This window comes from Sphaerochaeta sp. PS (assembly GCF_032144095.1).
In the GTDB taxonomy this organism is placed as follows: Bacteria; Spirochaetota; Spirochaetia; order Sphaerochaetales; family Sphaerochaetaceae; genus Sphaerochaeta.
In genome coordinates, this window is the sequence record NZ_JAVSNJ010000009.1 from 18,502 (window position 1) to 38,394 (window position 19,893).

A 19,893-nucleotide genomic window follows, 5' to 3' on the forward strand; every position below is an offset into this window, starting at 1 on the left:
AAAAGACAATTGCCCGTTATTGGGGAAGCTCCCTGACGGTCACCTGTCCCTTCTGCAAAAATTCGATCGCCTCAACCGCTGCAACCGCTGCGCTTGTCGTCGTTGTATAGGGGATTTTCAAGCGCATGGCGAGGCTGCGGATCTCATCATCGCTGGTGTGTGCCTGGTAGCCCATCGGGGTGTTTATGACCAGCGCAATCGCGCTCTCCCTGAGGTAGTCGGCAATGTTTGGCCTTCCCTCATGCACCTTCTGGACCACTTCACACAGCAGCCCTTCCTCAAAGAGCGACTGGGCAGTCCCTTTTGTGGCCGCAAGCTGGAACCCCAGGGCCTTGAGCTTTCTTGCCACCGGAAGGATGGTCTTCCTGTCACGCCTGTTGACGCTGATGATCACCTTCCCTGAGGTCGGAAGCGTATTACCTGCACTGGTCTGGCTTTTTGCAAAGGCCTCCCCGAAACTCTTGCCCAGGCCTATGGACTCCCCTGTCGACCTCATTTCTGGGCCGAGGGCTGGATCGACATTGCTGAACCTATCGAAGGAGAATACCGCCTCCTTCACCGCCCAGCCGAGCAGGCAGTGCCCCTCTCCTATGCCGCCTTCCATGGGAACCCGCCTTTGGGCAACCAGGTCCTCGCCCTCCCAGACCCGGACAGCTACCTCCAGAAGATTCACCCCCGATGTCTTGGATATGAAAGGTACGGTCCTCGATGCCCTGGGGTTTACCTCGATGAGGTAGAGCAGCTCGTCCTTGACTGCAAACTGGATGTTCATCAGGCCCTGGACCTCCAGTGCCACAGCCAGCTTGTGTGCCCAAGCCTTCATCTGCTTCAGGATAGCAGGGGAGCTCTTGTAGGGAGGGAATACCGCCGCTGAGTCTCCGCTATGGATGCCAGCCGCCTCGATATGCTGGAGGATGCCCCCTATGTAGATGCTCTTTCCGTCGCTTACCGCATCGAGGTCATATTCGAAGGCATCGTCAAGGAACTGGTCAAGCAGGATGGGTGCCTCCTTGCTTGCCATGATGGCCTTCCTCTGCAGCAGGTCCTCTATACCCTGCCTGTCATAGACGATGAACATGCCCCTGCCTCCCAGGACAAAGGAGGGCCTGATCAGGACGGGGAAGCCCACCTCCTCAGCAAGAGGCAGCAGTTCTTCCTGGCTATGGGCAGTCCTGTTCTTTGGCTGGCGGAGCCCCAGCTCCTGGACAAGGGCCGAGAACAGCCCCCTGTCACCAGCTCTCTGTAGTCCCTGCAGGGAGGTCCCCACTAAGGTCGAACCACTTTTTTCAAGCTTGCTCGCCATGTTCAGGGGAGTCTGGCCACCCAACTGGACGACCACTTTGCTCGCCCTCTCGCGCAGCATGATCTCCTTCACCTCTTCGGCACACAGGGCCTCTATGTAGAGCCTGTCGCTGATGTTGAAGTCGGTGGAGACGGTCTCGGGGTTGCTGTTGACCATGATGGTTTTCTTCCCCAGCTTCTGGTAGGCAAGGGACGCGAGGGTACAGCAGGTATCGAATTCCAGCCCCTGACCGATCCTGTTGGGGCCACTGGCAAGGATAACCACGGCCTCATCACCCAGGGGAGGTGCCTCATTGGTTTCTCCGTAGGTTGTATAGAGGTACGGGGTGAGGGCCTTGAACTCCCCGGCACAGGTGTCGACATAGTGGGTCACCGGATGGAGTTGGTAGGCAAAGCGGAGCCTCTCCACCACACGCTCATCCTGACCGAGGAGGAAAGCGATACGCTTGTCGCTCATTCCGGCCTTTTTTGCTTCTAGCAGAAGTGAGGCATCAAGGCCAAGGCGGATGCTCTTGTCCAACCTGCTCTGTTCGGCCAACAGGTGGATGAACCAAGGGTCGAAACCTGTTGTTGTGCTGAGGGCCTGGGCTGAAGCCTCTCCTTCCCTGCACAGGGTGGTGTAGGCTGCCATAAGCCTGAGGGGGTGTGCGCTCTCCAGGTACTTTGCAACTTCGGCTTCTGTGAAAAGCTTATTCTCGGTCAGGTCGACAAGGCCTTCAAACCGTTGCTCAGACGAGCGGATGGCCTTGTTCAGGGCCTCAAGGGCTGTCCTGCCTAGGGCAAGGGCTTCCCCTACGCTCCGCATCTGGGTTCCGAGGGCTGAGAAGGGAAGGGGAAACTTCTCCAACTCGAAGCGAGGCACCTTCACTGCACAGTAGTCAAGCGCCGGTTCGAAACAGGATACCGAGGAACCTGTGATCTCATTGAGGATCTCATCGAGGGTATACCCCACCGCAAGCTTTGCCGAGCATCGTGCGATGGGAAAGCCTGTAGCCTTGCTTGCCAGGGCAGAGGAGCGTGAGACGCGGGGGTTCATCTCGATGACCACCATCTTTGCGGTAATGGGGTCCACTGCAAACTGGACGTTGCTTCCCCCGCACTCGACTCCGACAGCGCGGAGGATGGCGATCGAGGCATCACGCATCGCTTGGTATTGGCCCTCGTCGAGGGTCTGGATCGGGGCAATGGTGATGCTGTCGCCGGTATGTACTCCCATCGGGTCGATGTTCTCGATCGAACAGACGATGATGGCATTGTCCTTCTTGTCCCGCATCACCTCCATCTCGAACTCCTTCCATCCTATGAGCGACTCCTCGACCAGGGCTTCGTGGGAGGGGCTTGTCTGTAGTGCATGCTGCAAAAGGGCTGGCAGTTCCTCATGGGTGTAGGCTATCGAGCCACCCATGCCACCCAAGGTATATGAGGGACGGATGATCAGGGGCAGGCCCATGCTCTGTTCCAGGAGAAGGCCTTCCGCAACGGAGTGGATGATGGAGCTGTTGGCACTTTGCAGGCCCAGGCTTTCTACGACCTTCTTGAAGGCACCCCGGTCCTCTGCCAGTTCAATCGACCGGATGGAGGCCCCGATTACCTCCACGTTGTATTTTTTCAGGAGTCCCAGGCGCTCGAGTTCCAGCGTCAGGTTCAGGGCTGTCTGCCCTCCCATGGTGGAGAGGATCGCATCGGGCTGTTCGCGCTGGAAGATCTGCTCAATATACTCAGGCCTGAGGGGGTCCATGTAGATATGGTCCGCCATACCCGCTGTGGTCATGACCGTTGCCGGGTTGGGATTTACCAGGGTAACCTCATACCCCTCCTCCTTGAGGGCCTTCACAGCCTGGGTTCCGCTGTAGTCGAATTCGCAGGCCTGCCCGATGACGATGGGCCCGCTCCCTACTACCAGGATTCTTTTGATGTCAGTTCGTGCACTCATACTGTCTCTCCCTTTGCCAGGCTGATGAATCGGTCGAAGATCCAGGCCCCGTCACGGGGACCTGGGGATGCTTCGGGGTGGAACTGGACGCAGGCAACAGGTTTTGTCTTGTGCCACAGTCCCTCGATCGATTGGTCGTTTGCATTGATGAACCACGGCACTACCGTCTCTGGTAGGGAAGAGCACTCACTCATGTAGCCGTGGTTCTGGCTGGTCACAAAGGTCCTGTTGGAGAAGAGGTCCCTGACAGGGTGGTTTGCACCATGGTGGCCGAACTTCATCTTTTCCGTTCTCCCTCCCACTGCCAGGGTTATCAGCTGGTGACCAAGACAGATGCCGACGGTGGGTAGGCTCTCCATCACCTCCCTGGCCATGGCAACTGCTCCCTGCAGCAACATGGGGTCCCCAGGTCCGTTGGAGAGGAAGAGCCCATCACAACCTTGGACAAGGACATCGTTCGCAGTGGAAAAGCTGGGTAGCAGTGTTACCGCTACATTGCGTTTGTACAGCTCGGCGATGATGGAGCTCTTGATGCCGAAGTCCACTACAGCAAAACGGAGAAGAGGTGCTGTGGGGTTGGGAACCCAGGAAGGTGGGTCGATGAGGGGAGCTTTGACCGACACCCCTTCGATGAGGTTTCTCTCGGAGATCGATGGCATTTCATGCAGATATGCCAATGCAGTGGCTTTCTCCCCCTGGGTGAGGTGGTCATGTTCTGAACGAAGCAGTAGGGCGTTGCACGATCCCTTTTCCCTAAGGTGCAGGGTCAGGGCCCTTGTATCGACACCGCTAATTCCCGGGACTCCAGACTCTTGCATGAAGGCATCTAAAGAGACCCTCTTCAAGGGAAGAGGGCCTTCATACAACGAGCGAATGATAAGGGCTGTGGCAGGAACTGCCTTTTGGCAGAGCGTGCTCTCGGAAAAGAGCGGCTCACAGCCATAGTTGCCTATGTGTGGTGAGGTCATCACCACCATCTGCCCATGGTAGGATGGGTCGGTCAGTATCTGCTGGTAGCCACACATGCTGGTGTTGAAGACAACCTCTCCGAAAAGGGTGTCTTCTGCTAGGTCCTTGCACAGTGGTGCCGGTTTTCCGAACCCTTTGCCGGAGAAGATGGTAGCATCTTCGAGGATGAGATAGGTTGTATCCATTGTTGCTCCGTTAGTCCAAATTGTTGGGATAGTATCCAATAACTGGCATTTATGCAACATATTTATACATAAAACAACGGTATTTTGAATAAAAATACATGATGCAACAAAAATGAATGTAACTGCAACAAAATACATACCCAACGTTGCTTGTGGGTTTGTGCCTTGCATCATGGAAAGGAAATAGTACTTTTCACTTGTGGGGAATATACTGAAGGTTTGAAGCATCCGATACAACTCCATCTCTTAATTGCAGAGGAGGATTAAGTATGGTAGGGTTTGAATTGAAAGGAAATAGCAAAATGGCAAGATTGGATTCTTTATCAGTCCAAGGATTTAAGTCAATCCGAGAATTACACGCCCTTCCTCTAACAAACCTCAATGTACTGATTGGTGCCAATGGGTCTGGGAAAAGCAACTTCCCCTACCAGGGTTTAAAGAAACAGATCTCAAGAAATATATTTTGGATTCAGGGATTGCTTCTGATTTTATATATATGGGATCACCTGAGGCAACTCGGATTTCCTTTACGTTGGATTTTGGTGACAATAGGTATGGGATGGAATTGGTCCCAACCCAAGATGATCTGCTTCGTATTGATACTGAAGGGACGTTGTATAAAGGTTCAGGTAGTTGGTACAGCTTATATTCCCCCGATGGGTTCACTCCTGGTTTGTTAACAGATAGAGATAGAAGTGGTTCTACGAGCATACATGGGGTTGGATACTATGTATTTGAGTCGATAAAAAATTGGCAGATGTACCATTTCCATGATACTGGAAGATTGTCTCTGATAAAATCTGCACAAAGTGTTTTTGATAATGTTTATCTTCGATTTGATGGTTCAAATTTAGCCAGTTATCTTCTTTTCCTTAAAAGAAATCCTGTTTATGAGAAATATTATTTCCAGATAGTGGAAGCAGTTCGACAAGTAGCCCCGTTTTTTGACGGTTTTGTCTTGGAGGCTAATTCTCAAGATATGGTGAGGTTGCTATGGAAGCAAAAAGGGTCTGATTACCCTATGAAACCCCAGGCTCTTTCTGATGGTACTCTTCGATTCATCTGTCTTGCCACAGTGCTTCTTCAGCCAAAACATCCTGAAACCATTATAATTGATGAGCCAGAACTTGGTCTCCACCCGTATGCCATTGGCATTTTGGCGGAGCTCATGAAAGCCCGTTCCTATGACACCCAGCTAATTGTAGCAACTCAATCCCCTGTTCTGATCAGCTATTTTGAGCCTGAAGATATAATTGTCTGTGACAGGAAGGAAGGGCAGTCTACCTTTTTCCGACTGGATCCAGGATCTTTGGATGTTTGGCTGGAAGATTATTCTCTTGGTGAATTATGGACAAAGAATGTCCTCTCCGGTGTGTAGGGCCAGATTGTCGCCACCCTTACAGATTCAGGAACAATCCTTTGGCCACTCGTCCAGCGTATCCTAGGCAACCCTCCAAGCCCCCCCTCATTTCTCCTTCTTCTTGGTCTCCAAGGTGAAGTTGTCGGGATTGAAGGCATCGCTGCCTAGCCAGAGGTCAATCTGCAGGCCACTGTCGGAGTTGCTGACGCTTGCGTGCTTGATCTGCCATCCAATGAGTTTTAGCCTTGCTCCCCAGGCCATGTCATGACCGGCCATAAGGCCGTAGTATTGGGCCAGTTCAGGGCGTTGTGCCTTGGGGTTGAGGGCCTTCCTGATCTGCTCCAGCTCTGCCTCCGATCGTGGCCTGTCATCGAAGAAACTGATATGGGCACCATCGTCCTCCTGGTGGAGCGAGACGACAAGGCGGAGGGGATTGCCCTCCAGCATGAAGTTTGTGAGTTCCCCGATCAAACGTCCTAAAAATTCCTTTCGTTTCATAGTTCGAAATCCTCCTTCGGGCGATTGACCTTGTACCATTGCAGGATGGCCATGAGAAGGGTTGCCGTAAGTCCACCGGCAAACCCGTTGTTGTACAGGTCCAGTCCCCCGTGCCACTGGGCAGTGGTCTCCACCATGAACAGGTGGATGAAGCCTGCTACCACACCTGCGACAATACCGAACTGACCGGCAATTGGGGCTAGGGTAGTACAGAAGAGGGCTGCAAGTATCGGCCCGGGATCTGAGAGATTCTTACCAAAGACCAGGGTTGCCAATACTACACCAGCAACTACCGGCCAGGTGTTCCTGAGTGTCTTGCCAAAGCCACCGAATCCCATGACTGTCAGTATGCCCCCGATGACCGGCCCATTGAATGGGGCCTTTACCATCCAGACATACAAGGAACATGCCAAGCCCAAGAGGCCCATGTTGAGCAAAGTGCCTCCAGTTGAACTGGCGTCGATGAAGTCGGTAGGGAGCCTTCCCGAGAGTTTCTGTAGCTTGGACAACTCTTTCAGGAGGGAGCGCATGGTTGAGGGCCTGTCAATGATACGAGCTGAGAGCAGCAAGAACACCGAGAGAAGGGGGATGAAGAGGATGAGGGCAGTGTTCTGCGTGGTGTTCCAGACGATGGTGATGGGTTCCATCCGGTTTGTTGCGATAAGCAGGCTTGAGGCAAACAGGCCAAGGAAGCCACAGCTGAAGCCTGTGTTGTACAGGTTATACCCCTGATGGAGCTGGAGCATGGAGCCTGCAACCGAGGGGAGGATGAAGCCTGCAGCCAGACCCGAACATATCCCAAGGGGGATGGAGAGGGCAAAGGGAAGGTGCATCTCAAACATGATGAAGGTCACCAGAGGCCCGAGGGCAGTACCGAACAAGGCAATGAGGCTGTAGGATCCTAGACTCTTGCGGGCAATTTTGGCAGCTAGCCAGACACCAAAGATGATCGGAAGGCAGTTGAGGGGTGTGTTTCCAAAGAACCCGAACCCTATCATGGTGAAGATTGCTGCAAGGGTCGGGCCTGACAGGCTGACCGAAGCGAAGAAGACGACCACCAGGCCTATGAGCCCGACAAGGGCTGCATTGAACAAGGCTGGTCCTACCCCGTAGTAGGTAAAGTCATTGATGAGCCTCGAGCCTTGGCTTTGGAGATGGATAAACCCTTGCAAGCCAGGCAGGGGCCCATCCAGGGCCAGCCCAACTACAGCCAGGCTCAGGATCAAGAGCAGCATAATCGTATAAAGGTTCTTTTCGGTACGTTCCATGGAGGTTCCTCATCCCTATGCGATCGGATGCTATTATGCTAAAGGGAAATGGAGGGATGCACAACTGTAATTTTTTTTTTGTGTATGGTGTATATATGACAAAGCCCTCCTTGCTCATTCGTGCAGGGGAGGGCTTCTGTATGGAAAAACCTATGGATAGGACCTAGAAGGTTAGATGTATCTCTCCACTTACGGTGGATAGCCTTGCTTCTGTCTGCTTGTTCCCCGTCGATGCGGTGGCTGGGGAACTATCCTGCTTTTGGCCGTTGAAGAGAATGGAACCGGAAATCCTACTTGCGACAATTGCAAGGTTTTCACTCTTGCCCAGGTCCAGATCGAGCCTGCCACTGACTGCCGATGCCTCCAGAGACCCGTTGGCAGCTATGGAGAGTGCTCCATCCAAATCACCACTGATCAGGTTCACGTGGATATCCTTGCCTTCCATGGTGTTGATATCCACATCCCCGCTGGTTGAGGAGAGCGATAACCGGCCTTTGCTCGCAGCTCCGTAGCCGCTGATATCACCACTGATGGTCGATAGGGAGAGCTCCTCGTCTGCATCGAGGGTAAGTATGTCCACCTTCCCGCTGATGCTCTTGATTTTGATAGTGTTGGCGGTGAAGTCCTGCATCAGGAGTATGTCACCGCTGGTAGTCTGTAATTCAAGCCTATCAAGCATGGTTTTGGGGATATTGACCACCAAAGGGGAGCCTGGGCTACCAAAAAAATTAAGGAATCCTTTTGCGAGGGGGGATACTGTGACGACCAACTCGTTTCCTCGCTTCTCTACCTTCAGGCTACTTCTGTCATTTACCCCGATACTTACAGAAGCTTCCTTTGCCTTCTCGTCTACCGAAAGGACAATGTCATTGCTGATAGTGGTGATCTTCACCGAATCTGAGGCAGAGAGGGAGTAGCTCTGCTCGTCCCTGGTCTCCTTGCCCCGCTTCTGCCAGACAAAGTCCATGGAGAAGAGGATGGCAAGGATGCTTACCAGAACGATAAGGAAAATCTTGTTTGCATTGGAATCCTTGAGCATGGGTTAGCTTCCTTCGTGGAACCGGTCGTCCCAATCACGTTCCTTGTTGAACATGTCGTTCTCCATCTTCTCCACCTTCTTCTTCAGACGGTTGTACTCAGACAGCAGGTCCTCGTCGGTTCGCCTGTCTTCAGGGGCCTTGCTGTACTCTCTTTCGTAGGTCTCGTAGCCTGGGTTCATCGGTATCACCAGGGCTGCTACCAGGTAGACGAGGGCTCCAGGAAACGCGCCTGTCGACAGGACTACGATAAGTACGATGAGCCGTACCATGTCGGGGTTGAGGTCACGCCACTCAGCCAGGCCTGTGGCCACTCCGAAGACTTTTCCTCTTGGTGATCTGTAGAGTTTTTTTGTTGCCATACCAATCATTCCTTCTATTCCTTCTCATGGGCCTTTCGGCTTTGCATGATGATTTCTATATTGTCCAGACGCTGCTGGAGGTCGTCTATTCCCTTTTTCAACAGTTCCCGCTGAGATTCCCGGTTGGTCTCTTCCATAGGGGTGAAGCCCTCAACCTTGGAATGCCGCCTTCTTCTCTTGTAGTTGTAGGCACTGTAGGTCCCAGGGGCATACCCGCCCTCCATCTCCCGCATCTTGAGGGCTGCATCCATCTTCCGCCTCTTCATCTTGAAGCTCTCATCGATCGAGGTTATGACGATGATGAAGACGAAAATCACAATGAGGATCATTACCGCTTCCATTCAGTTGCTCCCTTCTGGTCAAAGACCGGCACGTTTTCGGAGGGCCGCGATCTCTGCATCGATGTCATCCATTCCCTCGAGATCCCTGAACTTCTCATCCAGCGAACTTGTATCGCGGCCGTTCAGGTCGTTGTTTGCCTTCATCCTGTCGATCCTCTCTTCCATGCTGGAGAACCGGTCATGGGTGGCGGACTCTGCAGCACGCCTGAGGGTATCCTGGGCTGCCTGCTCTTCACGGGCCCGCTTTGCACGCTCGACCATCATCTGGTATTTCTGCTTGACCGAGACCAGCTTGTCCTCGATCTGGGTGATCTCATCCTTGCTGACCTTGATCGTCTCTTCCGCAACCTTCAGCTCCTTGGCAAGGCGCTCCATGGAATCAAGGGACTGCTTCTTCTCAAGCAGGGCTTCCCTTGCCAGGTCCTCACGGCCCTTGCTGATGGCCAGTTCCGCACGGCTCTGCCAGCGGTCAACGGCACTCTGCTCTTCCTTGTAGGTCCGTTCGGTCTTTGCCCTGCTGGCCATCTTGGCCGCACAGGAACTCTTGAGCTCGATCAGCGTATCTTCCATTTCCTGCATCATCAGCTTGATCATCTTCTCCGGGTCTTCGGCCTTGTCGAGAAGTGAGTTGATGTTAGCATTCACAATATCTAAGAATCTTGAAAAAACTCCCATGGTATGCTCCTTAGGTGGTAGTGCCACCTGTTCTATATGAAACTATATGCATGAAGTGTGCCAAGTCATGGTTTTGGACAATTACCGAGATAAAGTCTTTCCAGACCGATAGTAGGGCCATCCCCTTTCCTTGTCCTGGCAAGTTGTGGTATCGTGCACTTGGTAAATGTAACCAACAATGGTGTATTTTACCATAAGAGGGGGTGTCATGGAAACCAACCAGGTCGCGTATAGCCAGCAACTTTTGGGAGAAAGTGAAGCCTTTCTGGACTTCCAGAGCTGTCTCAGCAGGGCCGCAACTGTCAACCGTTCCGTATTGCTGGTGGGTGAACGGGGTAGTGGAAAGGAAGGGGCCGCAAGGCGTTTGCACTTCCTCTCCCCTCGCTGGCAACATGCCCTGGTTACCGTAAACTGCGCAGCCCTTCCTCCCTCCCTCATCGAGACAGAGCTCTTCGGCTACGAACAGGGTGCCTTCACCGGGGCCCAGAAGACACGAAAGGGGAGGTTTGAGGAGGCTGAAGGCGGGACGCTCTTCCTTGACGAGATCGGCCTCATCCCCCTGGAGGTCCAGGAGAAGATCCTCAGGGTCGTCGAGTACGGCACCTTCGAGAGGGTCGGCTCCTCAGTTACCCACGAGGTGGATGTCAGGATCATCGGGGCTACCAACGCCGACCTGCCCCAGCTCTGCAAGGAGGGGAAGTTCAAGGAGGACCTGTTGGACAGGCTCTCCTTTGAGGTGCTGTTTCTCCCACCGCTACGCGAACGCGGGGAGGACATCCTGTTGCTGGCGACATACTTTGGGTCCAAGATGGCCCTTGAGTGTGGGAAGAGTGAGATGCCACAGTTTAGCAAGAAGGTCATGGCTCAGCTGGAGGCCTATAGCTGGCCGGGCAACGTACGGGAACTGAAGAACGTTGTGGAGCGGGCAGTCTACCGCAGCGACACCATGCGCATCGAAGAGGTACAGTTCGACCCCTTTGCAAACCCCTATGCTGAACAGCCGATGAAAAAACCCATTGGTGAAATCCTCGACCTCTCTCGATATGAAGAGGCTCGCCAGGAGCTTGAGCTCTCCTACATGAAAGCGGCACTGCAGCAGAGTGAAGGCAACCAGCGTTCGGCTGCAAAGGCCTTGAACCTCAGCTATGACCAGTTCCGCGGCCTCTTCAGAAAATACAAGGACCGGATATAGAGAACCAGGGTATCCGAAGATACCCTGGCAGGATGAGATACGACACAAACAACGCTCGATCGTTACCTGGAAGGCATCAGCAGTGCAGCGCCTAGGTAGATGATTCCGATCTTGGTAAACCCTACGGTGAACAAGAGCACCACCGCTATGATCCTCAATGCCGCCACGGGGAGGCCCGACCAGTTGGCTAGGCCTGCCAGCACTCCCAGTACAAATCCGTTCTGCTCCCGAAAGAGCCTACGGGTGTCGTGACGCTGGCTTTCCATTATACTTTCTCCTTCATCGAAAGCTTCAGTGCTGCAAGCTCCTGATCGATGGCACTGTCGGTCTCCATCTTGTTGAACTCATCGGCTGAGGATCGCGTTCCCTGGTAGCCAGCCATCTCGGCATCGGCCTCCATGCGATCGATCTTGCTCTCCAGTTCGCTGAACTTACGGGCAAGGTCGCTGCTGTCGCTGGAACGAAGGGTCTGTGCTACCTGTTTCTTCTCTTTTGCACTGGTTGCCCTCTGGACGAGAATCTTCTGCTTGTCCTTCACTTCCTTCAGCTTGTCAGCGATCTGGGCCAGCTGGACCTCCTGGCTTGAGAGGATGGTCTCAAGGTTTGTCAGCTGCTCGTCGATGAGGCGGATCCTTTCGCTGCAATGGCTCTTCTCTGCAAGGGCCTCACGGGCAAGGTCCTCCCGCCCGTTCGTAATGGCGAGCCTGGCCCGGTCTTCCCACCGTACGATGGCCTTCTCCAGCTCGGCCCGCTCTTTTGTAAGGCTTGTCTTTTCTGCCTTGCGTGCCGCTGCCGAAGAACGGGCCTTGAGGAGGGTGTCCTGCAGTTCTGTAATCATGAGGTTGATCATCTTGGCTGGGTCTTCGATCCTATCAAGGGCGCTATGTACATTCGAATTGAAGATGTCTGCGATCCTTTTGAACATGTTCATCATGGTCTCCTTCTGCCACTGTGTGGCTTGTGTTGGTACGCTAATAGCAATGCACAAGCCGTGCCAACTTTGAAAAGAAGGCATTCAGAGAGAAAAACTGGGGTTTTGTCCCCAATTTCGTACCATTTCTTCCAATACTACTGGTGTGTTGGTAAAAAATACCAACAAGAATGGATTATTTAGCCACCTATAGCAGGTTTTGTTGTCAATGGACCATATACCCTCTCCATGGCCTGGCAATCCTTCTTGTACCCTAGGCTCTAAGCGTGTAGACTGGCTTGCATGAGTACCTTATATATGGTTGCCACTCCCATAGGGAATCTTGATGACATCACCTACCGTGCAGTCGAGACACTGCGCAGTGTCGACGTCATCGCCTGTGAGGATACCCGGCATACCCAGACCCTCCTGCAGAAGTATGAGATCCAGAAACGCCTGATCGCATGCCATGCCCATAATGAAATAAACTCAGCCCAGGGAATCGTTGCCCTGATGCAGGCTGGCAGTGATGTAGCCTTTGTCAGCGATGCCGGTACCCCTGGCATCAGCGACCCGGGGCTTCGTGTCGTGAAGGCTGTCAGGGAAGCGGGCTTTGCAGTGGTACCCATCCCGGGCCCTTCTGCCGTAGCAACCCTGGTAAGTGTGGCCGGCTATGTGGGAAAGAGCTTTACCTTTGAAGGCTTCCTCTCCCCCCGAAAGGGCAGGAGGACCAAGCGCCTTGCCGAGCTGCTTGCCCGCAATGAGGCCTTCATCATCTATGAATCCCCGTTTCGCATCGTCAAGACCCTTGACGAGATAGCGGCCATAGACAGCCAGCGCCAGGTTGTCGCAGGACGGGAGATGACCAAGAAGTTTGAGGAGTTTCTGGTTGGGACAGCGGCAGAGGTTTCCGCCCAGCTTTCCAGCCGGCAAGCCATAAAAGGGGAGTTTGCCCTCTGCATAGCCCCCACTGAGGCCTCTGATAGCGATGATGACGATAGCGAAGCTTAGGACACTGAAGGATCGCACCTGCGTGCGCAAGTGCGCCCTGCTTTTCCACGAACAGGCACAGGGTGTGTTGCGGGGCCAGGAGCCTGACCGGCTCTACCTGCAAGGACTCTGCTCCCTGTTCGACTCCATCCAGTTCAACGAGGTCCTCTCGCACGAGCAACGCTCAACCCTGGACAAGCTTGCTTGCAAGCTAGCCACCTCCTCGGGCCCGGGTCTTGCCTTCGCCCTTGAGGATATGCACCATCTGCTGCTTGGTGCCTTGGGCAGCGAACCCTCTGACTGGGATTTTGTCGATGCACATGGGGCCCTGGACAGCTCCAGGCGGAGTGTGCTTCCCCACATCCTCATCCTTGACCGGGTACGCTCCCCCTTCAATGTAGGCTCCATCTTCCGTAGTGCCGATTCCTTTGGCATCGAGGAGATCTGGCTGGTGGAAGGGAGTGCTTCTGCCCTCCACCCCAGGGCCGTCAAGTCATCACGGGGCTGTACAGCCACCGTTGCCTACCGGTACATGAGTGAAGAAACAGTGGAAGAAGAGATAGAAAAACGCTCCCTTCCTCTCTTTGCCCTGGAGCTTGGAGGTAGGGAGATAGGCGAGTTTCCGTTCCCCTCTGAAGGGGCGGCTGTCATCGGAAGTGAGGAGATGGGGGTAAGTCCCTACCTGCTCGGTCTCTGTGACCGGAGCCTTGGTAGGCTATCCATTGCCATGGCAGGGACCAAAGGGTCGCTGAACGTCTCGGTTGCCACCGGGATCATGCTGCACAGGTGGTTTACGACCTGTTAGAGGAGGTTACCGCAAGGTACATCTTCCTCAGCCTATCCTCAATGTCATAGTTGAAGTTCCCTTCGCTATAGTTGCCCTTGGCATTGCGTATCCCTGCAGGTCGGCCTGTGAGGATGCGCATCCCCTCATCGATACTCCTGATGGGGTAGATGTGGAATGTCTTCTCCTTGATAGCCTCAAGCACCTCGTAGGGAAGGATCAGGTTGCGGACATTCTGCTGGGGGATGATGACACCCTGCTTGCCGGAAAGTCCGGTGGTAAGGCAGGTGCGGTAGAACCCCTCGATCTTCTCGTTGATGCCTCCTACCGGCTGGATCATGCCCATCTGGTTGACGGATCCGGTGACGGCAATGTCCTGGCGTATCGGCAGTTCCCCTATGGCAGAGAGCAGGGCGTAGAGTTCCGAGGAGGAGGCGCTGTCCCCATCGACCTCCGCATAGGACTGCTCGAAGGCGATTCCTGCATAGATCGAGAGGGGGAAGGTCCTCGCATAGTGTTTGCGCAGGTACCCTTCGAGGATGAGAAGCCCCTTGTCGTGGATCTCTCCACTGAGGCCGGCCTCATGCTCGATGTTGACGATCCCCTCATTGCCTGGGGCAACGCTTGCGGTAATGACCGTGGGGGTGCCGAACGAAGAGGCGCCGCGGTCCATGACAGCAAGGCCGTTGACCACCCCGATTTTGGTCCCTGTCAGGCTGATGATCATCTCACCGTTGACGATCTCCTCGTTGATACGGGTCTCCAGGATACCGCTGAAGTAACTTCTCTCGTCGTTTGCCCTGAGGATAAGCTCCTTGTCGATCGCTTCCTTGGCCTCAAGTTCGGCCCAGTAGTTGGCCTCTATGATGATGTCGTAGAGTTGTGAGAACTGGGTGGTGAGTTCGGATCGGGACTCTGCATACCAGGCGCTGTAGCGCAAAATCTGTCCGAGCGCGCCGTCGTCAAGTGGACGGCAGTTGTTCTTCTCGGCAAAGTCGAGCAGGTTAGCGATGGCCTTTGCAATATGGGCCTTGTCCGAGGGCATCGCAAAGTCAAACTGGGCAGAGACCTTGAAGAGGTTCAAGAACTTCTCGTCGTGCTCGGTGAGGGTATCGAAGGTGTCCTCATTGCCCATGAGGATGACCTTTACCGGTATGCTGGTCATCTGTGGCCTGACCTGGGCGCTGCGAAGCTCTCCCTTTACCAGCAGGTTTGGCTGCAGGGCAAGGGCCGAGGCATCGAGATAGCGTTTCAGGGCATCCCAGAGGCCGGCTTCGGAGAGCAGTTCCTCGGCGTTGATGACGATGAACCCTCCCTCGGCTTCCAAGAGGGAGCCCCCATGCAGGCCCAGATGGGCAAACGCCTGTTTGTCATCGACGGAACCAAAGAGGTTGGAGAAGGTCGGATGTGTCTCTATGATGAGGGGTCTTTTTGTTGTCCTGCTGTGATTGACCTGTAGGTTAACCCGATATTTGACAAAAAACTGGTCTTTCTTGAGCTGTTCTTCCGTCATGTTCTGTATGTGGGAAGCCCGTCTTGCCAAATCCGATTGCACATGGTTGAAGAATACCGAGAGTGAGGGAAGGCTGAACCCACGCTTGAGTTCTTCCAGGAGGGACGTTGCCTTTTCCAGGAAGGTAGCCTTGTCTTGGGCAAGCAGGGCTATGTTCTGGCTGAAAAGCTCCATCGAGTCGGAGAACCTCTCTCCCTCCCCAGGAGGGAAGGTGAGGGCAAGCGGGGCGTCGGGTTGCAGGAAGTTGTATGCATAGACGATGTCCTGCAATAGGGATATGTCGGCCCTGAATGGTTCAACACTCTCTTTTATGGCATCGAGCCTGCCACTGCCGGAGTTTCCGCTTACAAAGAGGTTGTACCCTCCCTTCTGTATGGCAAGGCCCATCTGCAGCGAGCGCAAGGCACGCGGCTGACCCACGATCGAGGGTTTGAGGGCGAGAGCCCTGCACTCTTGTACCAATGCATCATCGAAATCAAAAGCGGCTTCCTCGTAGGAAAGCCTGTGTATCTTCGTTACCTTTTCAACCATGGTCGAACTATAGGTGGTGGAACAAATCAAGTCAACTCTTTATACTTTGGCCATGAAACGCAATGAATTGGTCAGATATCTTGATGAATACCTCTCAATTCCTCTGTTTTCCACGGTAGACCCATCCCTCAATGGGCTGGTTGTAGGTGGTCCTGACAAGGAAATAGCCAAGGTCGCCTTTGCAGTGGATGCCTGCCAGAGGACCTTCGATGCAGCACTTGAAGCTGGGGCCGACATGCTCATTGTCCACCACGGACTCTTTTGGGGCAATCCTCTTGCCGTGACCGGCACCCACTACAGGCGGATTCAGACCCTGCTGGAAGGGGATGTGGACCTGTATGTGGCCCATCTTCCCCTCGATGCCCATCCTGAGGTGGGGAACAACGCCGTCATGGCAAAGAGGCTCGCCCTTGTAGATATCCAGCCCTTTGCCCAGTTTCGTGGGATGGAGATCGGATTCAAGGGTAGTTTCCCGAATCCAACCTCAGTCGAAGAGATTGTCTCAACGCTTGGGTTCAGCAATCCCACTATCCTCCCCTTTGGCAAGAAGGCCCTCAGCACGGTAGGCATTGTCAGTGGCGGGGCCAGTAGCGATGTCCATACCGCCCTACAAGAGGGACTTGACTGCTTTGTCACCGGTGAATGCGAGCACGAAATCTACAACGATTGCCTGGAGAGTGGCATCACGATGATCGGGGGAGGCCACTACGACAGTGAGGTCTTTGGTGTCCAGGCCCTTGGCGAGCATCTTGCAAACCTGTTTGGTCTGGAGACGCTCTTTATCGATACCCCTACGAAGTTGTAGGCAAATGGGAAAAGAGTATAGTATAGTGGCCCCTATGGAAAAGAAACGTACAAACAAGGCGCTGCCTCTCCTGCTTACCTTGGCTGTGCTGCTCTCCGACCAGCTATCGAAGGCCTGGATAGTCGCCCACATTCCTGAGAACACCATCGGCTACCAGTTCTTTGGGGATTTCCTTGCCATCGTGCATGTGCGCAATACCGCCATCGCCTTCAGCATGGGAACCAACTTGCCGATCGCAGTGAAGTGGATTGGATTTGTTTTTGTTCCGTTTCTCCTCCTCCTTGGCGTAAGCGTGCTATACTTCTCCAGGAAGGTTGAGCTGACGCGCCTGCAGTACTGGATCCTTGCCCTCTTTTTGGGTGGCGGGGCCGGCAATCTGATCGACAGGATTTTCCGCTCCTTCAGGGTGGTGGACTTCCTCAGTGTCAAGGTCTATGGGTTCATGGGCCTCCAGCGATGGCCGACCTGGAATATAGCTGATGCTTCGTTGGTGGTAAGTGCAATATTGCTCGCCCTGACGATTCTGCGTACCCCTACAAAGAAGAAGGAAACGAACGATGTCTAAGAAAACGAACACTCTCTGGTTCATGGTAGCGGCGACGGTGCTCAACATAGTGCTCATGCTTGTGCTGTTCTTGGCTTGCTTCATCCTCATCACCCGGTTTGTCGATCCTGCGAGTTCGCTGGTTCCCCTGTGGCTGGGCCTCTCCTTTCTGGTGAGCATCGGAGGAAGCTTCTGGCTCTATTCTGTCCTCATCAAGTGGATGGCAAAGCGTTTCAACCTTGAAGAAAACCTGGCTCCCCTCTTCAACAAGAGGAAGAAGAAGCCTCGTCGGGAGGAGTAGGAGCGATGCCTTCCTCAATTGCCTCCTTCACCAAGATATCCTGGTACCCTTTCAGCGATGAGCCGGTCATCCGCAGCCTCTGGTATATGCCACGGCTGTGTGACCCGTTCTTCTTGTTTCCTGAGCAGAGTCCCGATGGAAAATGGCACCTTTTCGGGCATACCTGGATTGGGATCGAGCACTTCATCAGCGAAAACGGCATCTCCTGGCAACCGAGGAAAATGATCGAGCTCAGGGGTCATTCTCCCACCATCTTCCAACAGGATGGGATGTGGTACCTCCTGTATGAGAAACATGATGCCTCCCCCCCTTCCTTCAGGAAGTGGAGGCCAGGCAGGCGGGACAAGAACCATGCAAGCCGTTTTGAAATGCGCTCCTCCAGCGACCTCATCCTCTTCAGCGAGCCCAAGATCATCCTGGACAGCAAGGACGTCCCCTTCTCTGGAGACGGCCTGGAAAAACCCAGGATCTCGCGACCCCAGCTATTCAGGGACAAGCAGGGCTACCGCCTCTATTTCGGGGCCTCCCATGTTATTCTTGAGGATACCAAGCAGAAGGCCACCCGGCACTTCGCCCTTGCCATCTCTTCCTCCCTGGAAGGGCCCTATGCCCTGGCAAATGAGGGTGAACCCTTGCTCTCCCCCAACGCTGACGACCCCTACCGCAATATGGCATGCGGAAGCATCAAGGTAGTACAGGCCTCTGATGGGTATGTGGGCTTTGAATGTGCCATGCACTGGGACAAGAAGCGGGCGAAGACCACTTCGTCCTTGCTGCAGCTGGAGAGTCCTGATGGATTGGTGTGGAAACCCTCGTTCCGTCCGGTTGTCCTGCCGACACCCCAACGGGGTTGGGCAAGCCGCTACATAGTCAGCTGTGACCTCCACTTCAAGGAGGAGGAGGCCTGCTGGTACTGTTACTATTCGGCAAACACCCATTCGGGGTTCTTCCCTGTCAGGGAGTCCATAGGCCTGTTGCTGGGCAAGGACCCAAATCTCAGGAAGGTGTTCCTCTAAAGGAAGAGCGGCCCTCCCATCGGGTAGTGCCCTCCCAGACAGTGGTCAGGCTTCCGTCTTTTTCTGTCCTTATTATCTTGTGGTAGAGCAGGGCCTCATCACCGAAGAGGGCCTTCTCGTCACAGCTGCCGGTATATACCTTGATCTCATCCCCACTGAAAGTCTGTCTGACCCAGGATACGTCAGCCTCTGCTATCTTCGACCTGTTTCGGAACTCAGCAGGAAGGCTGTCCAGAGCCCAGTTGAGGTAGGAGATGTTGTTGACGTGCAGGTTGCTGTCGGTGTCAAGATACTGGATCCTGGGCCTGTAGGAGACCAGCGTAGTGCAGCCTGACTCCTCATAGCCGAGTCGATGGGTCAGCGAAAGGTCCAGCTGCATCTCTTCTGGCGGTAGGCCGATCCTCTCACTCATGGTGGTGGGACGGCAGGGTCTCCCTTTTTCCAGGTCGATGAGGGCCCAATAGGTCTGGGCCGTAAAAATTGGGTTTCTCTCTTCGTCAAAGGAGCGGACAACCCTGGGTAGATGCAACCTGATGGGCTTTTGTGCCCAGGTCTCCACCACCACCTGTTCAGGCCATTGGGTGTACCTGTGTATCTGCATTTTCGTACGGGTGATGACCCAGGTGTTCCCTTCCCGATGGAGGGCCGGGATGCTGCAGCCCCGCTCTGCTGCATGGTTGCCCGCCGCCTCCTGCACTATCTGGAAGTAGAAGGCGAGCCTGGCTTCAAAGAAACAGTCGGTCTCATAGCTGTAGGTGGTGAACTGGCTGTGTGCGATATTGTTCTCGTCAATGGTCATCGTCTTATGTTTCATCGGTAGTCGCCCCGGTATTCTTATAGAAGCGAAGCATACTCCGCCCGTACTTTCGTTCGTCGATGAAGGAGAGGTAGCCGATCTGCTCGGGCCAGCCTTTCTTTTCCTCAGAGGGGTAGTGGATAATGAACAGCCCTCCAGCGGTAAGTAGCTTTGCCTTGTCCACCGCCATAGCCAGACTGACCTTTCCTTCCATCGGGAAGGGAGGGTCGGCATATACGATGTCATACTGCCGTTTTGCTGTCGGGATGAATCGGTTGACATCGGTCATGAAGAGCTCGATCTCCGATTCCACGATGCTCAGGTTCTCAAGGATGGTGGCCTTCTTCAGGCGGTCCTTCTCAACCAGATGCACGAGCGAAGCCCCGCGAGAAGCGGCTTCGATGCCGACACATCCGCTGCCGGTAAACAGGTCGAGCCAGGAGAGGCCCTCGATGTTCCCAAGGATGGAAAAGAGGGACTCCCTCATCATGTCCATGGCAGGTCGTATGATTCCTGGAGGACAGGTCACTGTCCTTCCCCTATAGATTCCCCCGGTTATTCGCATCGCTTACCCCTCATCT

At 54.2% G+C, this 19,893-nt stretch carries 21 protein-coding genes; 8 read left to right on the forward strand and 13 right to left on the reverse strand.

Annotation, left to right across the window (positions count from 1 at the left end):
* Positions 1–16 precede the first annotated feature (16 nt).
* Positions 17–3,235, reverse strand: a complete 3,219-nt coding sequence (gene carB / locus ROJ03_RS08775; RefSeq protein ID WP_313726654.1) for a carbamoyl-phosphate synthase large subunit — start codon at positions 3,233–3,235, stop codon at positions 17–19.
* Positions 3,232–4,389, reverse strand: coding sequence for a glutamine-hydrolyzing carbamoyl-phosphate synthase small subunit (carA, locus tag ROJ03_RS08780; RefSeq protein ID WP_313726655.1), 1,158 nt, complete (start codon positions 4,387–4,389; stop codon positions 3,232–3,234). The genes carB and carA overlap by 4 nt, the downstream gene beginning before the upstream one ends.
* Positions 4,390–4,852: 463 nt before the next feature.
* Here carA and ROJ03_RS08785 point away from each other — a divergent pair, with 463 nt between their 5' ends.
* Positions 4,853–5,767, forward strand: coding sequence for an AAA family ATPase (locus ROJ03_RS08785; RefSeq protein ID WP_313726656.1), 915 nt, complete (start codon positions 4,853–4,855; stop codon positions 5,765–5,767).
* Positions 5,768–5,854: 87 nt separating this feature from the next.
* Here ROJ03_RS08785 and ROJ03_RS08790 read toward each other — a convergent pair whose 3' ends face one another.
* From ROJ03_RS08790 to ROJ03_RS08815, 6 genes are all read right to left on the reverse strand, one after another.
* Complete coding sequence (locus tag ROJ03_RS08790; RefSeq protein ID WP_313726657.1) at positions 5,855–6,247, reverse strand: hypothetical protein; 393 nt, start codon at positions 6,245–6,247, stop codon at positions 5,855–5,857.
* Positions 6,244–7,515 (reverse strand): DUF1576 domain-containing protein, encoded by a 1,272-nt coding sequence (locus ROJ03_RS08795; RefSeq protein WP_313726658.1) that lies wholly within the window; start codon positions 7,513–7,515, stop codon positions 6,244–6,246. Before ROJ03_RS08795 ends, ROJ03_RS08790 begins: the two co-directional genes overlap by 4 nt.
* Positions 7,516–7,678: 163 nt before the next feature.
* Positions 7,679–8,554 carry a DUF4097 family beta strand repeat-containing protein gene (locus tag ROJ03_RS08800; RefSeq protein WP_313726659.1) on the reverse strand — a complete coding sequence of 292 codons (876 nt, stop codon included), beginning with the start codon at positions 8,552–8,554 and terminating at the stop codon, positions 7,679–7,681.
* Between the two features lie 3 nt (positions 8,555–8,557).
* Complete coding sequence (locus ROJ03_RS08805; RefSeq protein WP_313726660.1) at positions 8,558–8,914, reverse strand: PspC domain-containing protein; 357 nt, start codon at positions 8,912–8,914, stop codon at positions 8,558–8,560.
* 14 nt (positions 8,915–8,928) lie between these two features.
* Positions 8,929–9,255 carry a hypothetical protein gene (locus tag ROJ03_RS08810; protein WP_313726661.1) on the reverse strand — a complete coding sequence of 109 codons (327 nt, stop codon included), beginning with the start codon at positions 9,253–9,255 and terminating at the stop codon, positions 8,929–8,931.
* 18 nt (positions 9,256–9,273) lie between these two features.
* Positions 9,274–9,930: a PspA/IM30 family protein gene (locus ROJ03_RS08815; protein WP_313726662.1), complete on the reverse strand. Its 657-nt coding sequence runs from the start codon at positions 9,928–9,930 to the stop codon at positions 9,274–9,276.
* 208 nt (positions 9,931–10,138) lie between these two features.
* Between ROJ03_RS08815 and ROJ03_RS08820 the strand changes: the two genes are divergently transcribed.
* A complete protein-coding gene (locus ROJ03_RS08820) occupies positions 10,139–11,122 on the forward strand; it encodes a sigma 54-interacting transcriptional regulator (RefSeq protein WP_313726664.1) in 984 nt (327 codons plus the stop codon).
* Between the two features lie 62 nt (positions 11,123–11,184).
* Here the strand turns inward: ROJ03_RS08820 and ROJ03_RS08825 are convergent, their stop codons facing one another.
* Positions 11,185–11,388, reverse strand: a complete 204-nt coding sequence (locus ROJ03_RS08825) for a PspC domain-containing protein (RefSeq protein ID WP_313726665.1) — start codon at positions 11,386–11,388, stop codon at positions 11,185–11,187.
* Positions 11,388–12,053, reverse strand: a complete 666-nt coding sequence (locus ROJ03_RS08830) for a PspA/IM30 family protein (protein WP_313726666.1) — start codon at positions 12,051–12,053, stop codon at positions 11,388–11,390. Before ROJ03_RS08830 ends, ROJ03_RS08825 begins: the two co-directional genes overlap by 1 nt.
* 282 nt (positions 12,054–12,335) lie before the next feature.
* Between ROJ03_RS08830 and rsmI the strand changes: the two genes are divergently transcribed.
* Together rsmI and ROJ03_RS08840 are read left to right on the forward strand one after the other, a co-directional pair.
* A complete protein-coding gene (gene rsmI, locus ROJ03_RS08835; RefSeq protein ID WP_313726667.1) occupies positions 12,336–13,043 on the forward strand; it encodes a 16S rRNA (cytidine(1402)-2'-O)-methyltransferase in 708 nt (235 codons plus the stop codon).
* The gene (locus tag ROJ03_RS08840; protein WP_313726668.1) at positions 13,024–13,827 is read left to right on the forward strand and encodes a TrmH family RNA methyltransferase; all 804 of its coding nucleotides are present in this window, start codon (positions 13,024–13,026) and stop codon (positions 13,825–13,827) included. Before rsmI ends, ROJ03_RS08840 begins: the two co-directional genes overlap by 20 nt.
* Here ROJ03_RS08840 and ROJ03_RS08845 read toward each other — a convergent pair.
* Positions 13,814–15,850 carry an AAA family ATPase gene (locus tag ROJ03_RS08845; protein ID WP_313726669.1) on the reverse strand — a complete coding sequence of 679 codons (2,037 nt, stop codon included), beginning with the start codon at positions 15,848–15,850 and terminating at the stop codon, positions 13,814–13,816. The two genes, ROJ03_RS08840 and ROJ03_RS08845, sit on opposite strands and share 14 nt — an antisense overlap.
* Positions 15,851–15,902: 52 nt before the next feature.
* Here ROJ03_RS08845 and ROJ03_RS08850 point away from each other — a divergent pair, with 52 nt between their 5' ends.
* From ROJ03_RS08850 to ROJ03_RS08865, 4 genes are read left to right on the forward strand one after another with little or no spacing between them, the layout of a single operon-like run.
* Positions 15,903–16,655: a Nif3-like dinuclear metal center hexameric protein gene (locus ROJ03_RS08850; protein WP_313726670.1), complete on the forward strand. Its 753-nt coding sequence runs from the start codon at positions 15,903–15,905 to the stop codon at positions 16,653–16,655.
* Positions 16,656–16,689: 34 nt separating this feature from the next.
* Entirely contained in the window at positions 16,690–17,220 is a 531-nt protein-coding gene (lspA, locus tag ROJ03_RS08855; protein ID WP_313726671.1) for a signal peptidase II, read from the forward strand.
* On the forward strand, positions 17,213–17,500 hold the full coding sequence (locus ROJ03_RS08860) for a leader peptide processing enzyme (protein ID WP_313726672.1): 288 nt from the start codon (positions 17,213–17,215) through the stop codon (positions 17,498–17,500). Before lspA ends, ROJ03_RS08860 begins: the two co-directional genes overlap by 8 nt.
* 5 nt (positions 17,501–17,505) lie before the next feature.
* On the forward strand, positions 17,506–18,516 hold the full coding sequence (locus tag ROJ03_RS08865; RefSeq protein ID WP_313726673.1) for a hypothetical protein: 1,011 nt from the start codon (positions 17,506–17,508) through the stop codon (positions 18,514–18,516).
* Here the strand turns inward: ROJ03_RS08865 and ROJ03_RS08870 are convergent.
* Positions 18,497–19,330, reverse strand: coding sequence for an acyl-[acyl-carrier-protein] thioesterase (locus tag ROJ03_RS08870; protein ID WP_313726674.1), 834 nt, complete (start codon positions 19,328–19,330; stop codon positions 18,497–18,499). The two genes, ROJ03_RS08865 and ROJ03_RS08870, sit on opposite strands and share 20 nt — an antisense overlap.
* Positions 19,320–19,877, reverse strand: a complete 558-nt coding sequence (rsmD, locus tag ROJ03_RS08875; RefSeq protein WP_313726675.1) for a 16S rRNA (guanine(966)-N(2))-methyltransferase RsmD — start codon at positions 19,875–19,877, stop codon at positions 19,320–19,322. Before rsmD ends, ROJ03_RS08870 begins: the two co-directional genes overlap by 11 nt.
* Between the last annotated feature and the right edge of the window lie 16 nt (positions 19,878–19,893).

Bases quoted from the DNA above. Each gene is read 5' to 3' on its own strand.
- carB (WP_313726654.1), bottom strand. From the start codon at position 3,235: ATGAGTGCACGAACTGACATCAAAAGAATCCTGGTAGTAGGGAGCGGG.
- carA (WP_313726655.1), bottom strand. From the start codon at position 4,389: ATGGATACAACCTATCTCATCCTCGAAGATGCTACCATCTTCTCCGGC.
- ROJ03_RS08790 (WP_313726657.1), bottom strand. From the start codon at position 6,247: ATGAAACGAAAGGAATTTTTAGGACGTTTGATCGGGGAACTCACAAAC.
- ROJ03_RS08795 (WP_313726658.1), bottom strand. From the start codon at position 7,515: ATGGAACGTACCGAAAAGAACCTTTATACGATTATGCTGCTCTTGATC.
- ROJ03_RS08800 (WP_313726659.1), bottom strand. From the start codon at position 8,554: ATGCTCAAGGATTCCAATGCAAACAAGATTTTCCTTATCGTTCTGGTA.
- ROJ03_RS08805 (WP_313726660.1), bottom strand. From the start codon at position 8,914: ATGGCAACAAAAAAACTCTACAGATCACCAAGAGGAAAAGTCTTCGGA.
- ROJ03_RS08810 (WP_313726661.1), bottom strand. From the start codon at position 9,255: ATGGAAGCGGTAATGATCCTCATTGTGATTTTCGTCTTCATCATCGTC.
- ROJ03_RS08815 (WP_313726662.1), bottom strand. From the start codon at position 9,930: ATGGGAGTTTTTTCAAGATTCTTAGATATTGTGAATGCTAACATCAAC.
- ROJ03_RS08820 (WP_313726664.1), top strand. From the start codon at position 10,139: ATGGAAACCAACCAGGTCGCGTATAGCCAGCAACTTTTGGGAGAAAGT.
- ROJ03_RS08825 (WP_313726665.1), bottom strand. From the start codon at position 11,388: ATGGAAAGCCAGCGTCACGACACCCGTAGGCTCTTTCGGGAGCAGAAC.
- ROJ03_RS08830 (WP_313726666.1), bottom strand. From the start codon at position 12,053: ATGAACATGTTCAAAAGGATCGCAGACATCTTCAATTCGAATGTACAT.
- rsmI (WP_313726667.1), top strand. From the start codon at position 12,336: ATGAGTACCTTATATATGGTTGCCACTCCCATAGGGAATCTTGATGAC.
- ROJ03_RS08840 (WP_313726668.1), top strand. From the start codon at position 13,024: ATGACGATAGCGAAGCTTAGGACACTGAAGGATCGCACCTGCGTGCGC.
- ROJ03_RS08845 (WP_313726669.1), bottom strand. From the start codon at position 15,850: ATGGTTGAAAAGGTAACGAAGATACACAGGCTTTCCTACGAGGAAGCC.
- ROJ03_RS08850 (WP_313726670.1), top strand. From the start codon at position 15,903: ATGAAACGCAATGAATTGGTCAGATATCTTGATGAATACCTCTCAATT.
- lspA (WP_313726671.1), top strand. From the start codon at position 16,690: ATGGAAAAGAAACGTACAAACAAGGCGCTGCCTCTCCTGCTTACCTTG.
- ROJ03_RS08860 (WP_313726672.1), top strand. From the start codon at position 17,213: ATGTCTAAGAAAACGAACACTCTCTGGTTCATGGTAGCGGCGACGGTG.
- ROJ03_RS08865 (WP_313726673.1), top strand. From the start codon at position 17,506: ATGCCTTCCTCAATTGCCTCCTTCACCAAGATATCCTGGTACCCTTTC.
- ROJ03_RS08870 (WP_313726674.1), bottom strand. From the start codon at position 19,330: ATGAAACATAAGACGATGACCATTGACGAGAACAATATCGCACACAGC.
- rsmD (WP_313726675.1), bottom strand. From the start codon at position 19,877: ATGCGAATAACCGGGGGAATCTATAGGGGAAGGACAGTGACCTGTCCT.